Genomic DNA, 20,074 nt, shown 5'->3' on the forward strand with positions numbered 1-20,074 from the left:
ACCGTGCGGCGGGCTCTCAGCCCGCGAGCTTCTTCTTGATCAACGCCGAGACCTGGCCCATGTCGGCCTGGCCGGCGAGGCGCGGCTTCAGCACGCCCATCAGCTTGCCCATGTCGGCCGGGCCGGTAGCGCCGGTCTCGGCGACGGCGGCGTCGATGGCGGCCAGGATCTCGGCCTCGCCCAGCTTGGCGGGCAGGTAGGTGTCGATCACGGCCAGCTCGGCGCGCTCGATGGCGGCCAGGTCCTCGCGGTTGGCGGCTTCGAACTGGCTCACCGAGTCCTTGCGCTGCTTGACCATCTTTTCCAGCACGGCCAGCACGGCGGCGTCGTCCAGCTCGATGCGCTCGTCGACTTCGCGCTGCTTGATGGCAGCGTTGATCAGGCGGATGACCGCCAGGCGATCCTTCTCGCCGGCCTTCATCGCGGCCTTCATGTCATCGGTGAGTTGCTGTTTCAGGGACATGGTGGGCTCCGGGGGAACAGGAAGGGGCGTGGCACGGGGCTGTGAGACGCCAAAAACACAAAAAGCCGGCGACGCTCGCGCGTGCCGGCTTCTCGCGAAGCGACGCGGCTCAGTACAGGCGCTGGCGCTTGGTGACGTCGCGCGAGCTGCGACGCAGCTGACGCTTCACCGCAGCAGCGGCCTTGCGCTTGCGCTCCTGGGTCGGCTTCTCGTAGAACTCGCGCTTGCGGGTTTCGGCCAGGACGCCGGCCTTTTCGCAGGTGCGCTTGAAGCGACGCAGCGCAAACTCAAACGGCTCGTTTTCGCGGACTTTGACGCTGGGCATACGTAATCTCGGTGGTGTAAACGGTCCGGGCACGCCCGGTGAGCCGCGTATTATAGCGACCGAAGCCGCCGCTGCAACCCACCCCGGGCATCCCGTCGGCTTGCCCTCCCCTTTCCGAGCCCCCAGATCCCCCTCATGAGAGTCCTCGGCATCGAAACCAGCTGCGACGAAACCGGCGTGGCCGTCTACGACACCGGCCTGCCCGGGGCCGCCGGCTTGCGCGCCCACGCGGTCTACAGCCAGATCGCCCTGCATGCCGAATACGGCGGCGTGGTGCCCGAGCTGGCCAGTCGCGACCACGTCCGCAAGCTGCTCCCGCTGGTCCGCCAGACCCTGGCCGAGGCCGGCCTGACCACCGCCGATATCGACGGGGTGGCCTATACGGCCGGGCCCGGGCTGGTCGGCGCCCTGCTGGTCGGGGCGGGCGTGGCCCGCTCGCTGGCCTGGGCGCTGGAGGTGCCGGCGGTCGGCGTCCACCACATGGAAGGCCACCTGCTGGCCCCGTTGATGGAAGACGACCCACCCGAAGCGCCGTTCGTGGCCCTGCTGGTGTCCGGCGGCCACACCCAGCTGGTGGCCGTCGACGCCATCGGCCGGTATCGCCTGCTCGGCGAGACGCTGGACGACGCGGCCGGCGAGGCCTTCGACAAGACCGCCAAGATGATGGGCCTGCCGTACCCCGGCGGCCCGCAGCTGGCCGCGCTGGCGGAGCAGGGCACGCCCGGCCGGTTCAGGTTCGCCCGGCCGATGACCGACCGGCCCGGACTGGATTTCAGTTTCAGCGGCCTGAAGACCCAGGTGCTGCTGGCCTGGCGCGACAGCGACCAGACCGAACAGACCCGCGCCGACATCGCGCGCGGCTTCGAGGATGCGGTGGTCGACACGCTGGCGATCAAGTGCGAGCGCGCGCTGGATGAAGCTGGCAGCGACGTCATCGTCATTGCCGGTGGCGTGGGCGCCAACAAGCGGCTGCGCGCGAAGCTGCAGGAGATGGCGGCGAAGCGCGGCGGCCGCGCCTGCTTCCCGCGGCCGTCGCTATGCACCGACAACGGCGCGATGATCGCCTTCGCCGGCGCGCTCCGGCTGGAAGCGGGCCAGCACGAGGCCGCGGAAGTGAAGGTCACGCCGCGCTGGGACATGGCCACGCTGCCGCAGGTGGGCGCGACCGCGTGATGCAGGCGCGGCAACGGTTTGCCGTTACCATGCGCGCACTCCGTTACCTGTAGCCCGTCATGGACATCGTTTTCATCGAAGACCTGCGCATCGAGACCGTCATCGGCATCTACGACTGGGAGCGCGGGATCCGCCAGACCGTTGCGCTGGACGTGGAAATGGCGTTCGACAACCGCGTGCCGGCGGCCAGCGACGACATTGCGCACACGCTGGACTACAAGGCCGTGTCGAAGCGGCTGATCGCCTTCGTCGAGGAAGCGAATTTCGGTTTGGTCGAGACGCTGGCCGAGCGCTGCGCAGCGATCATCCGCGAAGACTTCGGCGTGGCTTGGGTGCGCTTGAAGCTGAGCAAACCCGGCGCGGTGACCGGCGCGCGCAATGTCGGCGTGCTGATCGAACGTGGCGTGCGCCCGGACTGATCCATGGGACTGGCCTACCTCAGCCTGGGCAGTAACGTCGAACCCGAGCGCCACCTGCGTGCCGCCGTCATCGCGCTGCGCGAACGCTTCGGCGAGGTGTTGCTGTCACCGGTCTACCGTACGCGCTCGGTCGGCTTCGACGGCACCGATTTCCTCAACTCCGCGGCGGTGATCGACAGCGATCTCGATCCGCTCGCACTGAACGACTGGCTGCATGCGCTGGAAGACGCGCATGGCCGAGACCGTAGCGGTCCGCGCTTCTCCGACCGGACGCTCGATATCGACATCGTGTTCTACGACGACCTGATGATGCAGGGGCCGGGCAACCTGCGCCTGCCGCGCGACGAGCTGAAGCATGCGTTCGTGCTGCTGCCGCTGGCCGATATCGCGCCCGACAAGGTCGATCCACGCAGTGGCCGGCGCCTGGATGCGCTTTGGCAGGTACATGCCGACCGAGATGCGCCTCCGGACGTGGTGATGATCGATTTCGATTGAACGGGTTCAGCCGATCCCGCGTCCGCCGTCCACGCGGATCACCTGCCCGGTGACATAGCTCGCCGCGTCGCCGAGCAGCCAGGCCACCGTGCCGGCGATATCGCCGGGGTCGCCGATACGTCCGAGCGGCGTCTGCGCCAGCAGGCCCGCCTGCACGTCGTCATCGATGCCGCCGTCGGGCCACAGGATGGCGCCGGGCGACACCGCGTTCACCCGCACCTCCGGCGCCAGCGATACCGCCAGGCCACGCGAGACCGCAAGCAGGGCCGCCTTCGATGCGGCATAGACCGCGAGGTCCGCGCGCGGCTTGTCGGCGTAGATGTCGGCGATGTTGACGATGGCACCCCCTGCGGCACGCAGGTGCGGCGCGGCGGCCTGGGCCAGGAAGAACGGGGCGCGGGCGTTGACCCCGAACAGCTCTTCCCACTGCACCGGTGTAGCGCGACCTGCGGGCGTGGGATAGAACGCCGAAGCATTGTTGACCAGCGCGTCCAGTCGACCGTAGTGGCCGACGGTCTTCGCCACCAGTTCCGGCAGCCGGTCGAAGACCGCCAGGTCGGCCTGCAGCGTCAGCGTGCTGCCCGCGCGCGCCGCCTCCAGTTCACCGACCAGCGACCGCAGGTCGGCGGCCGAGCCGCGGTAATGCAGTGCCAGGTCGTAGCCGTCCGCATGCAGCCTGCGCGCGATCACTGCGCCGATGCGGCGGGCTGCACCGGTGATCAGGACGACACGACGCGGGGTGGACATGGTGGGCTCCGGGACAGACGTGGGCATTGTCTCCGCTTTGCACCGAAATGGCGCAGCGCGACGCCGAAAACGTGAATCGAGCTCCGCGCCGCGCCCATGCTTGACGGCGCGCACACCGACCGTGCATGTTGCGACGCATCACCCTTCGTCGGATGTGCCGGCGAAGGACAGCGGAAAGGGCGAATGGACTGGGCGAAGTACCGCACCACGACCTTTGACGAACTGATCCAGGCCGATGGACGGCCGCGACCGGCCGCGCGCCGTCTGGTCGAATACCTCGCCGGCCTGTCCGGGCGCGAACTCGCGGAACGGCAGCTCGCCGCGGACGTGGTGGCCCGCGTGCAGGGCATCACCTTCACCGTGTACTCCGACGGCCGCAACGTCGACCGCACCCTGCCGTTCGACCTGATCCCGCGCATCATCCCGCTCAGCGAATGGCAGCGCACCGAAGCCGGCCTGAAGCAGCGCATGCGCGCGCTGAACCTGTTCATCGGGGACATCTACGGCAAGCAGCAGATCGTCAAGGACAAGGTGTTCCCGGCGATGCTGCTGAAGGATTCGGTGAACTTCCGCGAGCAGTGCGTCGGCATCACGCCGCCGCTGGGCGTGTGGGCGCACATCTGCGGCTCCGACCTCGTGCGCGACGGCGACGGCACGCTGTACGCGCTGGAAGACAACCTGCGCATTCCCAGCGGTGTCAGCTACATGCTGGAAAACCGCATGGTGGCCAAGCGCGTGTTCCCGGAGCTGTTCGAGACCAGCTCGATCCTGCCAGTGGACGAGTATCCCAGCCAGCTCTACGACACGCTGGCCGCGCTATCGCCGCGACCCGGCGATGTCCCGGTGATCGCACTGTTGACGCCGGGTGTGTTCAACAGCGCCTACTTCGAACACGCCTACCTGGCGCAGGCGATGGGCATCGAGCTGGTCGAAGGCAGCGACCTGTTCGTTGCCGACGACGACTGCACCTACATGCGCACCGTCTACGGACCGCGCCGCGTCGATGTGGTGTACCGCCGCGTGGATGACCTGTTCATCGATCCGGAAGTGTTCCATCCGGATTCGGTGCTCGGCGTGCCCGGCCTGATCCGCAGCTGGCGTGCCGGCAAGGTGGCGCTGGCGAACGCACCGGGTGCCGGCGTCGCGGACGACAAGGTCGTGTTCGCCTACGTGCCGAAGATGATCAAGTACTACCTCGACGAGGATCCGATCCTGCCCAACGTGCCCAGCTACCTCTGCCACAACGCGAAGGAACGCAAGTACGTGCTGGAGAACATCGAGAAGCTGGTGGTGAAGCCGGCCAACGAGTCCGGTGGCTACGGCATGCTGATCGGCCCACGCTCGACCAAGCGCCAGCGCGAGAAGTTCAAGGCGCTGATCGAAGCGAATCCGCGCAATTACATGGCGCAGCCGACGCTGGCGTTGTCCACCGCGCCCATCGTCACCAAGCAGGGCCCGTCGCCGCGGCACATCGACCTGCGGCCGTTCGTGCTGTCGCGGCAGGATACCTACGTGACCACCGGCGGCCTGACGCGCGTGGCGATGGTGAAGGGCTCGCTGGTGGTGAATTCCTCGCAGGGCGGCGGCGCGAAGGATACGTGGGTGGTGGACCTGTCCGACGACGAGGGGGCCGCCTGATGCTGTCGCGCGTCGCCGACAACCTCTACTGGTTCAGCCGCTACGTCCGCCGTGCGGAAAACACCGCGCGGCTGGTTGGCGTGGGCAGCCAGCTGCAGCTCGACATGCCGCGTTCCGTGCGCTTCGCCTGGCGACCGATGATCGACACCGTCGGCGCGGGCGAATGCTTCGAGCGCTGCTATCCGGAGACGGCCGAGGCGGCCGGCGATGCGGACGTGATCCGCTTCCTGCTGCTGGACGAGCGCAATCCGTCATCACTGCGCACGTCGGTGGATTCGGCACGCGAGATCCTGCGCAGCATCCGCGACACCTTGCCGCAGGACGTCTGGGAAGCCATCAACGACCTGCACCTCTATATCGATGCGCAGGGTGAGCGCAGCCTGAGCCGGCGTTACCGCCTGGAGTTCCTGCAGCGCATCGTGGACGGCTGCCTGAAAGTGTCGGGCCTGCTCAGTGCCAACGTCAGTCGTGACATCGGCTACCAGTTCCTGCGCCTGGGCACCGGCCTGGAGCAGGCCGACATGACCACGCGCATCATGGATGCGGGCGCGTCAGGACTGGTCACGCCGCGCAACGAGGACGACCGCGAAGCCTTCCAGAACATGCAGTGGATGAGCGTGCTGCGCTCGCTCGCCGGCTACCAGATGTTCCGCCGGCACGTGCGCCAGCGCGTCACCGCCGAACTGGCGCTGCGCTTCCTGCTGCAGAACAACGAGTTCCCGCGCAGCGTGCACTTCTGCCTGTCGCGCGTGCAGAGCGTGCTGCCGACCATGCCACCGCGTCCGGGCGTGGACCGCCACCTCAATCGCCTGATCGGCCTGACCCGCAATGCCGATCCGGCCGTCCTGGCGACGCGCAATCCTGCGCAGTTCATGGACCAGATCCAGGTGCATCTCGGCGCGCTGCACGACGCGATCGCCGAAGGGTATTTCCACGGTTAGTGCCAGCGTGGCGGGATGTGTACGCTGTTTGTGGGAGCGACGTCAGTCGCGATGGCCTGCCGCGACCTTCTTGAAAATCAGGACGATGTCGACCCGTCGCGACTGACGTCGCTCCCACCCCGGCCTCTTCTTACTGCTGCCCCTGCGCGTCGCCCGGATCCTGCCGCGAAGGCGCGCGGCGCGGCGGCATCACCGGCAGTGGACCGGGCGATTCCTGTTCGGGGTCCCGCTGCGGTTCCCACGGGAAGCGCGGCAGGCTGTGCACGGCGGCTTCCAGCTTGCGCGACCAGGTGTCGTGGATTTCCGAATACAGCGGGGTATCCGCCTCCAGCCGCATCTTCTGGCTGATCTTCAGGTCGCCGTTGCGCAGCAGCGCCATGTCCACCGGCATGCCGACGGACAGGTTGGAGCGGATGGTGGAGTCCAGCGAGACCAGCGCGCAGCGCGCCGCGTCTTCCAGCGGCGTTTCGGGACGGATGATGCGGTCGAGGATCGGCTTGCCGTACTTGGATTCGCCGATCTGCAGGTAGGGCGTCTCGGGTGAGGTGGCGATGCAGTTGCCGAGCGGGTAGATCATGTACAGGCCAGGGCGCTCGCCGGCGATCTGGCCGCCGAGGATCAGCGTGGACTGCACGTTGACGCCGCTCTGCTGCGCCTCGTCGCTCATCTTGACCTGGCTGGCGACCAGCGTGTCGCCGACGTACTCCGCCACTTCGTACAGGTGCGAGAACGTGCGCAGGCTGTGCTTCGCGTGGGGATCGTCGGCATCGCGCTGCAGGCGCGAGATGGTCAGCTGCGTGGTGGCCAGGTTGCCGGCCGACATGATGACGAACACGCGGTCGCCCGGCCATTCGAACACGTGCATCTTGCGGTACACGCGCACATCGTCGAACGAGGCGCTGGTGCGGGTATCCGCGGCGAAGACCAGGCCTTCGTTGACTTCGATGCCGACGCAATAGGTCATGGCGTGTCCGTTGCTGCTGTGCATCACGATTCTATGCGTGGCCTCCGGGGTTGGCTAGGGCTGGCGCCGTACTGTGAAACGGCCCGTACAATGGCGTCGTTTCCCGCTTCTGGTGCGACATGCAGGCCGATCTCCCCCTTCCCGATGACGCTGCGCAGGCGCACAGCGCCCAGTTGGCTGCGCTGATCCGCGCGGAGATCGCCGCCGAGGGCGGCAGCCTGCCGTTCTCGCGCTTCATGGAGCGCAGCCTGTATGCGCCGGGACTGGGCTACTACAGCGCCGGCAGCACCAAGTTCGGCGAAGCCGGCGATTTCACCACCGCGCCAGAGCTGGGGCCGCTGTTCGCCAGCTGCGTGGCGCAGGCGGTCGCGCCGGTGCTGCAACAGCTGGGTCCGGAGGCGGAATTCGTCGAGATCGGTGGCGGCAGCGGCGCCTTCGCCGAGATCATGCTCAAGCGGCTGCTCGAACTGGATGCGCTGCCCGCGCGCTACGCCATCCTCGAACCCAGCGCGGACCTGCGCGAGCGGCAGCGCGAGCGGCTCGGCCAGCGGCTGATTCCACCGGTGTTCGATCTGGTGGAGTGGCTGGACGGCCCGCCGTCCGAGGCATGGAACGGCGTGCTGTTCGCCAACGAAGTGATCGACGCCCTGCCGACGCCCCGCTTCACGCTGCGCGACGGCGAGGTGTTCGAGGAGGGTGTCGTACTGGATGGCGAAGGGCGCTTCGTCCGCGCCGATCGCCCGGCCGATGCGTTGCTGGCAGCCGCGGTGCGCCACGTCGAACGCTATCTCGAGCAGCCGTTCCCCGATGGCTACCGCTCGGAATTGCTGCCGCAGCTGCCGTACTGGATCCAGGCGGTGATGGGTGGACTGGACCGCGGGGCCATGCTGTTCGCCGACTATGGCTACACGCGGCGCGAGTACTACCAGCCCGACCGTGACGACGGCACGCTGCGTGCGTACTACCGCCATCGCGTGCACAACGATCCTTACCTGTGGCCGGGACTGCAGGACATCACCGCCTCGATCGACTTCACCGCATTGGCCGAGGCCGGGACGCAGGCCGGGTTCGATCTCGCCGGTTACACGACGCAGGCCAACTTCCTTCTCGGCAACGGTCTGCAGGAGCGGTTGAACGAAGCGGAGGCGCGTGCCGACGAGACCACGCTGCTGCGCCTGCGCAACGAGGCCAAACGGTTGACCCTGCCCAGCGAGATGGGCGAGCGCTTCCAGGTGATGGGTTTCTCCAGCGAGGTCGAGTTCGGTACGGCCTTCCTGTTCAACGACCTGAGCTGGCGCCTGTGAGCCGGCTGTTCGAACTGAAGCCGTTCCGGCGGCCGCGCCTGTGGGTGGGCTTGTGGTGTGCGGCGATCATCGCGGTGATCGTGCTGTCGCTGGTCAACCTGAGCGGCTTGCCGCCTGTCCCGGAGGGCGGGGACAAGGTGGAGCACTTCCTGGCTTACGCGCTGCTGTCGGCATCGGCCATGCAGCTGTTCGCCAAGCGCCGTGGCTGCGTTGCCGCCGCGGTACTGCTGATCCTGCTCGGCATCGGGCTGGAGGTCGCGCAGGGCACGCTGACGGCGACGCGCATGGCCGACCCCCGCGATGCACTGGCCAACACGCTCGGTGTGTTGGCCGGTTTCGCGACGGTGCTGACCCCGGTCAGCCGGTTGCTGCTGGTCATCGACGCTCGCCTGAAGCCAGCGCGGGCCTGAGAAAAAAGCCGGGACATGCCCGGCTTTTTTCTTTCCGATCTGTCGCCTGTCTCAGCGCGGCTGCAGCGTGATGCGGTCCAGCACCCACATCTGCGGGCGCGTATCGCCGGTGAAGCGCACGCACAGGTCCTGCTTGCCGGTGGTGCCGGCCGGCAGTGCCGCCTCGAGGTCGAGGAAGCCATCGGCATTCGGCGCCGCCGGCAACGCCACCGTCGCCAGCGTGTGGCCCTTGCAGCCGCCACCCAGGATCTCCAGTTCACCCAGCGGGGATTTCGCCGACTCGAAATTGCGGTTCGGCTCGTCGTGGGCCAACTGGAAGTAGTACGGGATGCGGCCCGCACGGACCTTGATCGAGGCGATGCCGTCCAGGTCGGCCTGGTTCCACTGCCAGCACGGATAGAAGATCGTCGCGTTGAAGATCGCGCGCTCGCCTTCCAGCGGGCCATCGTCTTCAAGCCGCAGCAGCAGGCGGCCGGCATCGGGGCACACGCCCATCGCCTCGTCGGTGCGCGACAGCATCGCGGCCGGTGTCAGTTCGAACGTGGATGCCGGTGCCAGCGCACGGCCATCGGCGAACGCGGCGGCGCGCACGGTGGCCGGCAGTTTCACATCCAGCGGCGTGGCGAACGTCGGCGAAGCCTGCGTCGGTTCGCTACCGTCGGTGGTGTAGTGCACCGGGTAGTCGAGGGGATTGGACAGCGTGACCTTCGCGGTACCGGCCTTGCGGTCGTCTTCGGTGGCGATCAGTGGTTCGAACGGCGTCTTCGCATAGCCCAGGCCGATCGCGTCGTAGCGCTTCAGCTGCGTGGGCAGGCGGGCGATGAAGCTGGCGAGGTCCTTCTTCGCCGCCGGCGTCCAGCCGGTTTCCGCGACCGCGGCGAGACGCGGGAATGCATTGTGCTGCAGGCGGGCGAACGTGCGGGTGTGCTCGGTCCACAGGTTGGCCTGGATGCCGAGGATGTGGTGGCGCTGGCTTTCTTCCAGCTCCTCCGGGACCGGCTCGAAGCCGTACACATCCTGCAGCGTGATCAGGGCCGGACGGCCCGGCGGTTCGTTGGGCGACGCGGTCTGCAGATAGTCGAGGTAGGTCTTGTTGGACGGCGACATCACCACGTCATGGCCCTGGCGCGCGGCCTGCAGGCCGCCCTCGATACCGCGCCACGACATCACCGTGGCTTCGGGCGGCAGCTTGGCTTCCAGGATCTCGTCCCAGCCGATCAGGCGCTTGCCGTGCGTGGACAGGTACTTTTCCAGGCGTTCGACCAGATAGCCCTGCAGATCCATCTCGGTCTTCGCACCGACCTGGCGCATGCGCGCCTGTTCGCGCGCGGAGGCTTCCCACTGGTCCTTGACCGCCTCGTCGCCGCCGACATGCACGTAGGTGCCGGGGAACAGGGTGACCACTTCGCCCAGCACGTTCTCCAGGAAGGTGATGGTGCCCTCCTCCACATTGACCAGGTTGGGGAACACGCCCCATTCGTTCGACGGCACCAGCGGCGTGTCGATCGAGCCCAGCTCCGGATAGGCGGAAATCGCGGCCGTCGCGTGGCCCGGCACGTTGATCTCGGGCACCACGGTGATGTGGCGCTCGGCAGCGTACTTCACCACGTCGCGGATCTGGTCCTGCGTGTAGAAGCCGCAGTAGGGGCGCGGTTCGCCCGTCTTCGGATCCTTGCCGCCGTCGCCGGCGGGAATACGGCAGCCGCCGATCTCGGTGAGCTTCGGGTACTGCTTGATCTCGATGCGCCAGCCCTGGTCGTCGGTCAGGTGCCAGTGCAGCGTGTTGAGCTTGTGCAGCGCCATCGCATCGATGATCTTCTTCACGTCATCGACCTGCTGGAAATGACGCGCGGGATCCAGCATGAAGCCGCGCCAGCCGAAGCGCGGTGCGTCCTCGATGTGCAGGGCAGGCAGCGTGACGCGGCCCTTGTCGCCCTGGGTGACGAGTTGCCACAGCGTCACCGCGCCGTAGAACAGGCCCCGCTCGTCGTGCGCCTTCACGGTAACGCCGTCGGACGTGACGTCCAGCGTGTAGGCCTCCGGGTTCTGCTTGTCGGCCGCGGCGGCTTCCAGCACGAAGCGGATCATGCCCTTGCCTTCGTCCTGCGTGGTCGCCAATGCGGGGCCGCCTGCGGACTGGAGGTAGGCCGCGAACTGCTGCGCGACACGCGTCGCGGCCTCGCCACTGGCGGACAGGCGCGTGTCCGCGCTGACGCTGAAGGTGCCGTCACCCGTCTGCAGGTCGGCGGGCGCCGGAATCAGCGACGGTGTGATCGGCGTTGATGCAGCAGCGCCGGCGTCGTCGCCGCTCTTGGGTGTGCAACCGGCCAAGGCCAGCAGGGCGAAGGCCAGTCCGGCCAGGGCGCGATGGGCGATGGGTCGTTTCATCGGTGTCCTCGATAGCGAAGGGCACAGCGTGCCCAAAAAAAGCGGGCCCGGACAAGTCCAGGCCCGTGAGGGAACTTCACGTCGTTACATCGGTGGAGAGATCAGAACTGGAAGCGCAGCGTTGCCATGTAGCGGCGGCCCGTGCGGTACAGGCCGCGCACCAGCTTCTCGGTGTTGGCCACGCCCGGCACCTCGGCGTAAGAGCGGTACTCGCTGTCCAGCAGGTTCATGCCGTCCAATCCCAGGCTCAGGTTGTCGGTGAGCCTGAAGTTCAGATTGGCGTCGAGCGAGTCGTAGTCGTCGGTGACCAGGTAATTGCCGCGGTCGACGTTGGTGTAGTACTTCGAGCGCCACGAGTAGGTCACGCGGGCGCTGAAGCGGTCGCTCTCGTAGAACGGGCTGAGGTTCAGCTGGTTCTTGGAGTTGTACGGCAGCTGGGCGCCGTTGTCGGCCTCGGCCTCGGCGTAGGTCCAGTTGGCCAACAGGCCGAAGCCGGGGCCGAAGGTCTGCTGGTACGCGGCCGAGAAGCCCTTGATGGTGGCGCTGCCGGCATTGTTCGGACGCGAGACGTCGTACTCGGTGACTTCCTGCTCGGCCTGGTTGAAGTGCTGTTCCTTTTGCGTGCTGACCAGGATGTAGTTGTCCACCTTCTTGTGGAACAGCGTGCCCGCCAGGATGCCGCCTTCGGCGAAGTACCATTCCGCCGAGAAGTCCAGGTTGGTGGACTCGTACGGGTCCAGGTCCGGGTTGCCGCCGCCGCCCGTGCGGGTCTGGTCGCCCAGCCACAGGTAGGTGGACATGTCGCCGTAGTTGGGGCGCGAGATCACCTTGGACGCCGCGCCGCGCAGCACCACGCTGTCGGTCAGGTCATAGACCAGGTTCACGTTCGGCAGCACGTCGTTGTACTTCTTGGACGTGGTGGTCAGCTGGTAGCTGTGGACGAAGTTGTTGTCGGCGTTGGCGACGCAGCTGGGCTGGCCGATGCACTGCCAGCTGGTGCTGTCAGACTCGGTGCGGACCAGGCGCACGCCGACGTTGCCGCGCAGGCGGTCGGCGCTGAAATCGGCCTGCACGTAGGCTGCCGTCACATCTTCGGTCACGGTCCAGGTGTTGGCCACGAACGAGGGATCGTAGAAGGTGCTCGGTGCCGGCATGGTCTGCCACGGGGCCAGCCAGTCGCCACTGAGGATGTAGTCGGCCAGTGCCCAGCCGTCGATCGTGAAGCGGCTGTTGAGGTCGCCGACGTTGCCGAAACCGCTCAGGTAGTTGCTGGGCAGCGAGCGCGGCGCGAACTGGTCCGCGCTGACGTCGCCATAGCCCTTGATCGACGCCAGCGTCACGCCGGCCATCGACTGCCCGGTCTCGTGCTCGCGGCGCTTCACGCCGAACCGCAGCTGGTAGATGGGCGAGTCGAGCAGGATGCCGAAATCGGCCTGGGCGTACTTCTCTTCGTCGCGGGTCGGCTTGGTGACGATGTTGCCGCCCCAGCCGGGGCGCCAGTTCTCGGCGGTGGCCGGATCGGCGTGCCAGCCGCAGCCCCAGGAGAACTGATTGCAGGGTTCGCCGCGATCGAAGCTGTAGGCGCTCGGATCGTTGAACGGGCTGCCGGGGTGGGCCGGCGCGAAGTGCCTGGCCACGTCCTGGATGGCGTCGGTCTGGTAGCCCTGGAAAGTCAGGGTGGGCACCTTGCCGGTCAGGTCGTAGCTGTAGTTGGCCTTGTTGAGGAACTCGCCGAACACCTGGCGGCCGGTGCCGCCGCTGGCCTTGGAGGTGCCGGCATGGGCCGAGGCGAACCAGCCTTCGTCCTTCCAGGTGAGCTTCACGTCGTAGGAATCGGTGTCGACCGTGGCCTGGCGGTTGATCAGGTCGTAGACCGTCAGCGCATTGCGGAACGACGCCTGCGTGATCACGCCACCATCGACGGTCAGGCCGGTCATGTTGCCCAGCGAATTCCACGTGTTGCCGTTGAAGGCGAACATGGAGTGGCTGATGTTGTCGTAGCCGGCCTTCACGTCCAGTGCGTTGAACTCGATGTCCAGCTTTTCGTGCGGCTTGAACTGCAGGGACACCGACAGCGTGTCGCGCTCGCGCTGCTGTTCGAAGTAGTGCGCGCTGATCGAGTTCGGCGCCACGGCGTCGGGGTTGGCCAGCAGCGTGTCGCGGCAGGCACCCACGCAGCTCGGCGGCATGACGACGGGCGAGCCGGTGGACCAGTCATCGCTGGTGCTGGTGATCGAGTTCGGTGCGCCGTCGCGGCTGTTGATGTAGTGGTCGCCGGTCACGGTGCCGTAGGACTCGATGCCGTCGCGACGGATGCTCTCGTCCGAGCGCTGTGCCGACACCACCACGCCGAAGGTGCTGGCTTCGTTCTTCCAGCCGAACAAGGCCGAGATCGTCGGGTCACCGCTCTCGATGCGGTCGTTGTAGAGGTAGCCCACCGAACCGGACAGGGTGGTGCGCTCCAGGTCCAGCGGCTTGCGCGTGGAGATGTTCACCGTGCCGCCGATCGAGCCTTCGTCCAGCCACGCTTCCGGCGACTTGTAGACCTCGACCTTGCTGACCAGCTGCGGTGCCAGCAGCGAATAGTTGAACGTACGACCCGGCTGGTCGGTGATGAACCAGTCCGCCGAAGCGACCGTCTGGCCATTGAGCAGCGTGCGGTTCAGCGCCGGATCGGTGCCGAGGATGCTGACCTTTTCGCCCTGGCCGAAGGCCTTGTCGATGGTCACGCCCGGGATGATGGTGATCGCTTCCGCCACGTTGGTGGCCGGGAACTTGCCCACGTCCTCCGCGGTGACGACGTCGATGATCGCGTCCGCATCGCGCTTGGTGTCGATCGCCTGCTTGAGGCTTCCGCGGATGCCCACGACGACCACGCGGTCGAGTTCGGACGCCTCTGCGGTGTTCGGTGCAGCAGGTGCTGCCGCTTCCTGTGCCTGCGCATGGGCCGCGAAGCCCAGGCACGTCACGATGGCGGCGGATAGAACGGTCTTGCGATGCTTCATGATGTCTCTCCCATCATTGCGCGAAGAATATGCGGCCCGATCCTGCGGCCGCCTGCGATGTACCGGGTGGCGTCCCCACGCCCTGCCCGTGATGCGCCTGTTCCGGCGCTCCCCTGGTCTTTCTCCCTTGCCGGCGCGGGGGCACCGGTAACAACCAAAACACGCCGGCAGGCGAGGGGGCCTGCCGGCGCTTGACCCGCATCAGAACTTGAAGCGGAAGTTCAGGTAGTACTGACGGCCATTGGTGTAGAACGCGTGCGGCAGGTAGCCGGGCACGGCGTCGTTCTCGGTGTAGTACTTCAGCTTCGGATTGTTGAGGTTCAGGCCGTCCAGACTGATCGTCAGCCAGTCGGTGGCCTTGAAGCCCAGTGAGGCCGACACCGTGGCGAAGTCGTCCTGGTAGAAGTTGTCCGCGCGACTGACGCCGGCGTAGAACGAGCTGCGGTAGCTGTAGTTCACGCGGGCATTGAAGCGCGAGTTCTCGTACCAGGCCGACAGGTTGTACGTGTTCTCGGACGTGCCGTTGAGCGGCTTGCCGCCGTCGGCCTCGCCATCCACATAGGTGTAGTTGGCGTTGATGCCGAAGTTCTCGCCGATCGGCTGCTCGTACGTCAGCTCGAAGCCCTTGACCTTGCCATTCGAGTTGACCGGAACCGAAACCAGATAGTCAGCGTAGACGTCCGTGCCGGCATCAATGCTTGCCTGCTGGTCCTTGTACTGGATGACGGTGTTGCCGAAGTCGACGTAACCGTCCAGATCCATCGAGAAGATGCTGGCTGCCAGCAGCGCGCGAGGAGCGAAGTACCATTCCAGCGACGCGTCGAAGTTCGTCGACACGAGAGGTTCGAGGTTCGGGTTGCCGCCGCTGCCTTCGTGCGTCAGATCGTTCAGGGTGAGCGCGCCGGCCAAGGCCGAGAAATCCGGGCGCGTCATGGTCTTGCTCGCCGATGCGCGCGCGACAAGAGTATCGGTCACGTCGAAGCGGAAGTTCACGCTCGGCAACAGTTCGTTGTAGTCGTTGTCGACCAGAACCGGCAGGTAGGCGCCGAAGTCCGAGCCGGTGATGGCGCCGGGTACGTTTGGATTGACGGACTGGTTGTACAGAATCTCCGTGGCTGTGCGCACGTAGCGCAGGCCGGCGTTGCCGCTCCAGCGGTCGCCGCGGAAGTTCAGCTGGGCATACAGCGCATCGATGTCTTCCTCCACGCCGTAGACATTGCTGAAGTTGAACCGGCCCGGATTGGCGCGATTGGCGAATCGCGCGTTGATCTCCGCCAGCTGTGCCGGCGTGTAGTACCAGATGCCGGTCGGCACGTTGCCACCGACGCCGAAATCACCGGGATACGTGCCGCCCGCGCCCGGGTAGGCGGCGATGTTCTGCCAGTCGCTCGCCCAGTTCGGGCCTTGTCCGATGGACATGTCGTTGCTGCGCTCGTGGCTTGCACGGCGGTAGCCGAAATCCAGCGAGGACAGCACGCTGTTGTCGAAGAAGAACTGGCCGTCGACGGAGCCCCAGTCTTCCTTGTCGAGCACGTCGATGCCCTGGTCGCCGAAGATCCAGCCGCTCTGGGGCAGGTGGTTCGCGGCGGTATTGGTACCGCCCAGCGACCAGTCGATGGGGCTGCCCACGCCATTCATGCTCCAGCTGGCGCCGGCATTGCCCGCCAGACCGGTTTCCAGCACGTCCTGGGTCGGACTGGAGCCCGAGCCCTTGGTGGTGCCGAACTGGAACACGAACTTCAGCGCATCGCTGGCATTCCACTCTGCGTCCAGCGCGATGTACTTGGAGGTGGAGACTGCGCCGGGACGGGAGATCATGTCGTACACGCCGTAGGGCGTGACGGTCTCGCCGCCGGTGACCGGCGCGTAGGTGGCGCTGGTCAGCACGCCGTTCGCGATCGTGTAGCTGCTGGGTGCCCGTGCATTGATGAACTGGCTGGCCCACATCATGTAGTTGCGGTTGTAGTTGTCCGCTTCCAGCTTCGAGTAGAACGCATTGACGTTCAGGGTCAGGTTGTCGGTGACCTTGGCCTCGATGTTGGCCACGCCGCCCTTGCGCTTGCGTACTTGCTCGAAGTAGGCGGCACCGATCAGGTTGGGATACAGCACACCGACCAGATCCGGGTTGCTTATCGCAACGGGCGTCCGGGTGACGCCGTCGGCCAGGAATTCCGCGATCGCGCCGTAGCCGCCCACCACTTCCTGTCCGTCGCGGCGCAGGCTGCGCTCCTCGTTGAATACCTGCACCATGAAGCCTGCGGTGCGCTCTTCGTTGCGCCAGTTGAGCAGCGCATCGAGCTGCGGCTTGGTGTCGCCGGGCAGGTCGGAGTGCACGGCGCCGATCGAGCCCTGGATGGTGAGCGGATCGGCGAACTGCAGGGGGCGTCGGGTGATGATGTTCACCGAGCCTGCGGTACCGCCTTCGACCAGCTTCGCCTCGGAGGTCTTGTGCACGACCACGCGGTCCACGATCTCGGAGGGGTACAGCGAATAGCTCACGCTACGACCCACGTTGGCGACCTGGCTGAGCACGAACCAGTCGCCGGTACCGATGGTGTGGCCATTGACCAGGGTCTGGGTGAGGCTGGGATTGGTGCCGCGCAGGCTGACCCGGTCTGCTTCGTCGAAGCCGCCTTCGCTGGCGCTCGAGGAGGCGATGTTGACGCCCGGCAGCTGGCGCAGCGTGTCGGCCACGTTCTTGGCGGGCAGCTTGCCGACGTCCTCGGCGGTGACGACTTCGACGTGCGTGGCGGCGTCGCGCTTGGCGTCGAGTGCTTTTTCGATGCTGCCGCGGATGCCGGTGACGACGATGGTGTCGAGTTCGGTCGCGTCAGGGGTCGCGGCGGCGTCCTGCGCCTTCGCATGCACAGCCATGCCGAGGCAGGTCACGATGGTGGCCGAGAGAATGGATCTACGGTACTTCATGGTGTCTCTCCGATCTGCTTGAGTGTCGGCAGCCATCGCTTGCGCTGTTCCGCCGTGCCTGGTCTTGCGTTTTCCCATCATCGACGGCGCGCCAGCCCCGGCTTCGCCGCTACCGCATGCGCCTGTGCCGGCGCCCTCTTCTCACTCGTCTTGTTGATGTTCCAGGTACCACCGGGCCGCACCGATCACACCCAACTGCCCGTGCTCCACGACTTTCACGGGAATGCGTTCCAGCGCCTCGCGCATCGATCCCTTGTTGAGGAAGCGAGGCACGAAGCTGCTGCCGATCAGGACATCGCGGATCTTCGGCAGGATGCCGCCGGCGAGGTACACGCCGCCCTGCACGCCGTACAGCAGCGCCATGTCGCCGACCACGCTGCCCAGCAGTCCGCAGAACACGTCGAGGCTTTCGCGCGCCAGCGCGTCCTCGCCCGACTGCGCGGCCGCCGTGATCTGGCCCGGGTGGGTGTAGGGCGAGGGCGGTGCGCCACGCACGGCGCGGAGCGCGGCGTGGAGATTCATCAGTCCGGGGCCCGACAGCGCCTGTTCGACCGGCACGTGCGTGCGGGTCTTCAGCATCTCTTCCAGCAGCGACATTTCCAGCGCGTTGCCGGCGGTCAGCGCGGCCTGGCCTGCTTCGGTGGCGAGCACGACGGCGCGCTTGCCGGCAGGGATCCAGACGGCGGCGCCGAGACCGGTGCCCGGGCCCAGGATCAGCGTAGGGCCGTGCTTCGGCGCGATGGCTGGCCCGGTCAGCTGCAGTACCTCGCTGGCGTCCATCTGCGCGGCGGCGTGCGCCACCGCTTCGAAATCGTTGACCAGGCGGACGTCGTCGAAGCCCAGTTGCGCGCGCAGCCCGGCCGGGGACAGGCGCCAGGGCAGGTTGTTGGTGATGACGGTGCCGTCTTCAAGCGCGTAGCCGGCGCTGGCGATGACCGCACGCCCCACCCGCGTTGCGCCAAGCCCGGCGATGAAGTCGGCGACGATGTCGCCCAGGCCGGCGTGCTCGGCACAGGCGTACTTGCGGTACTCCAGCACGCTGACCGGTTCGCCCGGATCGCGGCTGCCGCGGACGAGGCCGATCCGGACGTGCGTGCCGCCGACATCCGCCGCGATGAAGGCGTCGTGCGCCCCGCTGATGGCATCCGTCGGCATTGGATTGGCTATGGCGACCACACGTCTCCCCACATGTTCGCGGCCGGGACGCATGCATCCCGATGTGGCCGGAGTGTGGAAAGTGTTTGACAACGTTGTCAAGGCTCTGTCATGAAATAGCCGCCTTGCTGGCACGGAAGCATCGCGAAACGGAAACAATCTCCGTATTCAGCGAATCATTGCATCCAGGAATGGCGTTAATTGTTGAATTGGAAGGGGGATTTCGGGCAAGTCCTGCGGGACTTGATGCTGCAGTGCACGACGCCGCTGCCATCACATTGATGGTCTCGGCGCGGCGACATCGGCGGTATTTCCCGATTCCACCGATTGGCTTTGACAACGTTGTTCCCGATGCCCGACGCTCTGGCGCCAGGCATCGCCAGTCCAAGGGGATTCCATGACCACCGCAGCCGGTTCCGGCCCGCTCCGCTCGCTCGCCATCGTCGGCGTGCTGTTCTTCATCATCGGCTTCTTCACCTGGATCAACGGGCCGCTGATCACGTTCGTGCAACTCGCCTTCGATCTGGACGAGGTGAACGCCTTCCTCGTGCTGATGGTGTTCTACCTGTCGTACTTCTTCCTGGCGCTGCCCGCGGCGGCGCTGCTCAAACGCACCGGCATGAAGAAGGGTCTGGCGGCCAGCCTGTTCGTGATGGCGGTCGGCGCCGCGATGTTCGGCGAGTTCTCCACCCAACGCTGGTATCCCGGCGCACTGTCCGGCCTGTTCGTGATCGGCGGTGGCCTGGCACTGCTGCAGACGGCGGTGAACCCCTACGTCAGCATCCTCGGCCCCATCGAAAGCGCCGCCCAGCGCATCGCGCTGATGGGCATCTGCAACAAGGTCGCCGGCATGCTGGCGCCGCTCGTGCTCGGCACGCTGGTGCTGCATGGCGTGGGCGACCTGGCCGCGCAGGTCGAAGCGGCGGATGCGGCCGGCAAGGCGGCGCTGCTCGATGCGTTCGCGGCGAAGATCCACCTGCCCTACTTGGTGATGGCGGGCGTCCTGGTGGTGGTCGCCGTCGGCATCCTGTTCTCGCCGCTGCCGGAGGTGAAGCCGTCGGAGGTCAACGCGGTAGCCGTGTCGGAGGCGGCCGGTGACGAGCGCGGCCTGTCGCGATTCCCGCACCTCTGGCTTGGCGTGCTGTGCCTGTTCCTCTACGTGGGCGTGGAGGTGCTGGCGGGTGATGCGATCGGAACGTACGGAAGGGGCTTCGGTCTGCCACTGGACCAGACCAAGCTGTTCACCACCTACACGCTGTTCGCGATGCTGGCGGGATACCTGGTCGGCCTGGCGTTGATTCCGCGTGTCGTGTCGCAGGAACGCTACCTCGCCATCTCCGCCACGCTCGGCGTGCTGTTCGCGTTGGGCGCGTTGCTGACGCACGGCTATGTGTCGGTCGGTTTCGTGGCGGCGCTGGGCTTCGCCAACGCGATGATGTGGCCGGCGATCTTCCCGCTGGCGATCAAGGGGCTGGGCCGGCATACCGAGATGGGTTCGGCGCTGCTGATCATGGGCATCGCAGGTGGCGCCATCCTGCCGCAGGCGTTCGCGGTGCTGAAGCAGCACTACGACTTCCAGCGGGTGTTTGCCGGCCTGGCCATTCCCGCCTACCTGTACATCCTCTACTACGCGCTCGCCGGGCATCGGGTGGGTAGCGCGAAACGGGCGGCGACGGCCGTCCCGGAACGCGGCATCATGGCGGACTCGCCTCCATGACGGAA

16 protein-coding genes are annotated in these 20,074 nt (G+C 66.7%); 8 read left to right on the forward strand and 8 right to left on the reverse strand.

Translation table 11 applies throughout. The features are described 5' to 3' along the window. Positions 1 to 16: 16 nt before the first annotated feature. A complete protein-coding gene (locus tag IB230_RS18210) occupies positions 17 to 463 on the reverse strand; it encodes a GatB/YqeY domain-containing protein (protein WP_192274276.1) in 447 nt (148 codons plus the stop codon). A gap of 109 nt (positions 464 to 572) precedes the next feature. Then, the gene (gene rpsU, locus IB230_RS18215; protein WP_002808376.1) at positions 573 to 788 is read right to left on the reverse strand and encodes a 30S ribosomal protein S21; all 216 of its coding nucleotides are present in this window, start codon (positions 786 to 788) and stop codon (positions 573 to 575) included. A 135-nt stretch (positions 789 to 923) separates the two neighbouring features. Here rpsU and tsaD point away from each other — a divergent pair, with 135 nt between their 5' ends. The 3 genes from tsaD to folK are packed head-to-tail and all read left to right on the forward strand — an operon-like array spanning position 924 to position 2,875. Continuing rightward, positions 924 to 1,961 carry a tRNA (adenosine(37)-N6)-threonylcarbamoyltransferase complex transferase subunit TsaD gene (gene tsaD / locus IB230_RS18220; protein WP_192274277.1) on the forward strand — a complete coding sequence of 346 codons (1,038 nt, stop codon included), beginning with the start codon at positions 924 to 926 and terminating at the stop codon, positions 1,959 to 1,961. 59 nt (positions 1,962 to 2,020) lie between these two features. Continuing rightward, positions 2,021 to 2,380 carry a dihydroneopterin aldolase gene (gene folB, locus IB230_RS18225; RefSeq protein ID WP_192274278.1) on the forward strand — a complete coding sequence of 120 codons (360 nt, stop codon included), beginning with the start codon at positions 2,021 to 2,023 and terminating at the stop codon, positions 2,378 to 2,380. Positions 2,381 to 2,383: 3 nt separating this feature from the next. Next, positions 2,384 to 2,875, forward strand: coding sequence for a 2-amino-4-hydroxy-6-hydroxymethyldihydropteridine diphosphokinase (folK, locus tag IB230_RS18230; RefSeq protein ID WP_192274279.1), 492 nt, complete (start codon positions 2,384 to 2,386; stop codon positions 2,873 to 2,875). A 6-nt stretch (positions 2,876 to 2,881) separates the two neighbouring features. On the opposite strand, the gene IB230_RS18235 is transcribed toward folK, so the two are convergent. Next, entirely contained in the window at positions 2,882 to 3,622 is a 741-nt protein-coding gene (locus IB230_RS18235) for a pteridine reductase (protein WP_192274280.1), read from the reverse strand. 183 nt (positions 3,623 to 3,805) lie between these two features. Here IB230_RS18235 and IB230_RS18240 point away from each other — a divergent pair, with 183 nt between their 5' ends. Both IB230_RS18240 and IB230_RS18245 read left to right on the forward strand, forming a co-directional pair. Continuing rightward, positions 3,806 to 5,260 (forward strand): circularly permuted type 2 ATP-grasp protein, encoded by a 1,455-nt coding sequence (locus IB230_RS18240; RefSeq protein ID WP_192274281.1) that lies wholly within the window; start codon positions 3,806 to 3,808, stop codon positions 5,258 to 5,260. After that, a complete protein-coding gene (locus tag IB230_RS18245; RefSeq protein ID WP_192274282.1) occupies positions 5,260 to 6,201 on the forward strand; it encodes an alpha-E domain-containing protein in 942 nt (313 codons plus the stop codon). The genes IB230_RS18240 and IB230_RS18245 overlap by 1 nt, the downstream gene beginning before the upstream one ends. A gap of 130 nt (positions 6,202 to 6,331) precedes the next feature. Here the strand turns inward: IB230_RS18245 and IB230_RS18250 are convergent, their stop codons facing one another. Continuing rightward, positions 6,332 to 7,165, reverse strand: coding sequence for a 20S proteasome subunit A/B (locus IB230_RS18250; RefSeq protein WP_192274283.1), 834 nt, complete (start codon positions 7,163 to 7,165; stop codon positions 6,332 to 6,334). A 119-nt stretch (positions 7,166 to 7,284) separates the two neighbouring features. On the opposite strand from IB230_RS18250, the gene IB230_RS18255 reads away from it, so the two are divergent. Continuing rightward, the gene (locus tag IB230_RS18255) at positions 7,285 to 8,469 is read left to right on the forward strand and encodes a class I SAM-dependent methyltransferase (protein WP_192274284.1); all 1,185 of its coding nucleotides are present in this window, start codon (positions 7,285 to 7,287) and stop codon (positions 8,467 to 8,469) included. After that, positions 8,457 to 8,879, forward strand: coding sequence for a VanZ family protein (locus IB230_RS18260; RefSeq protein WP_192274452.1), 423 nt, complete (start codon positions 8,457 to 8,459; stop codon positions 8,877 to 8,879). Before IB230_RS18255 ends, IB230_RS18260 begins: the two co-directional genes overlap by 13 nt. Before the next feature lie 51 nt (positions 8,880 to 8,930). On the opposite strand, the gene IB230_RS18265 is transcribed toward IB230_RS18260, so the two are convergent. From IB230_RS18265 to IB230_RS18280, 4 genes are all read right to left on the reverse strand, one after another. After that, positions 8,931 to 11,267 carry a family 20 glycosylhydrolase gene (locus IB230_RS18265; RefSeq protein WP_192274285.1) on the reverse strand — a complete coding sequence of 779 codons (2,337 nt, stop codon included), beginning with the start codon at positions 11,265 to 11,267 and terminating at the stop codon, positions 8,931 to 8,933. A 101-nt stretch (positions 11,268 to 11,368) separates the two neighbouring features. After that, a complete protein-coding gene (locus tag IB230_RS18270; protein ID WP_192274286.1) occupies positions 11,369 to 14,272 on the reverse strand; it encodes a TonB-dependent receptor in 2,904 nt (967 codons plus the stop codon). 201 nt (positions 14,273 to 14,473) lie between these two features. Further along, on the reverse strand, positions 14,474 to 17,197 hold the full coding sequence (locus IB230_RS18275) for a TonB-dependent receptor (RefSeq protein ID WP_192274287.1): 2,724 nt from the start codon (positions 17,195 to 17,197) through the stop codon (positions 14,474 to 14,476). Between the two features lie 141 nt (positions 17,198 to 17,338). Further along, positions 17,339 to 18,352: a glucokinase family protein gene (locus IB230_RS18280; RefSeq protein WP_192274288.1), complete on the reverse strand. Its 1,014-nt coding sequence runs from the start codon at positions 18,350 to 18,352 to the stop codon at positions 17,339 to 17,341. A 397-nt stretch (positions 18,353 to 18,749) separates the two neighbouring features. Between IB230_RS18280 and IB230_RS18285 the strand changes: the two genes are divergently transcribed. Further along, on the forward strand, positions 18,750 to 20,069 hold the full coding sequence (locus IB230_RS18285; RefSeq protein WP_192274289.1) for a sugar MFS transporter: 1,320 nt from the start codon (positions 18,750 to 18,752) through the stop codon (positions 20,067 to 20,069). The last annotated feature ends 5 nt before the right edge of the window (positions 20,070 to 20,074 follow it).

It is taken from the genome of Pseudoxanthomonas sp. PXM01, assembly GCF_014851815.1.
In the GTDB taxonomy this organism is placed as follows: Bacteria; Pseudomonadota; Gammaproteobacteria; order Xanthomonadales; family Xanthomonadaceae; genus Pseudoxanthomonas_A.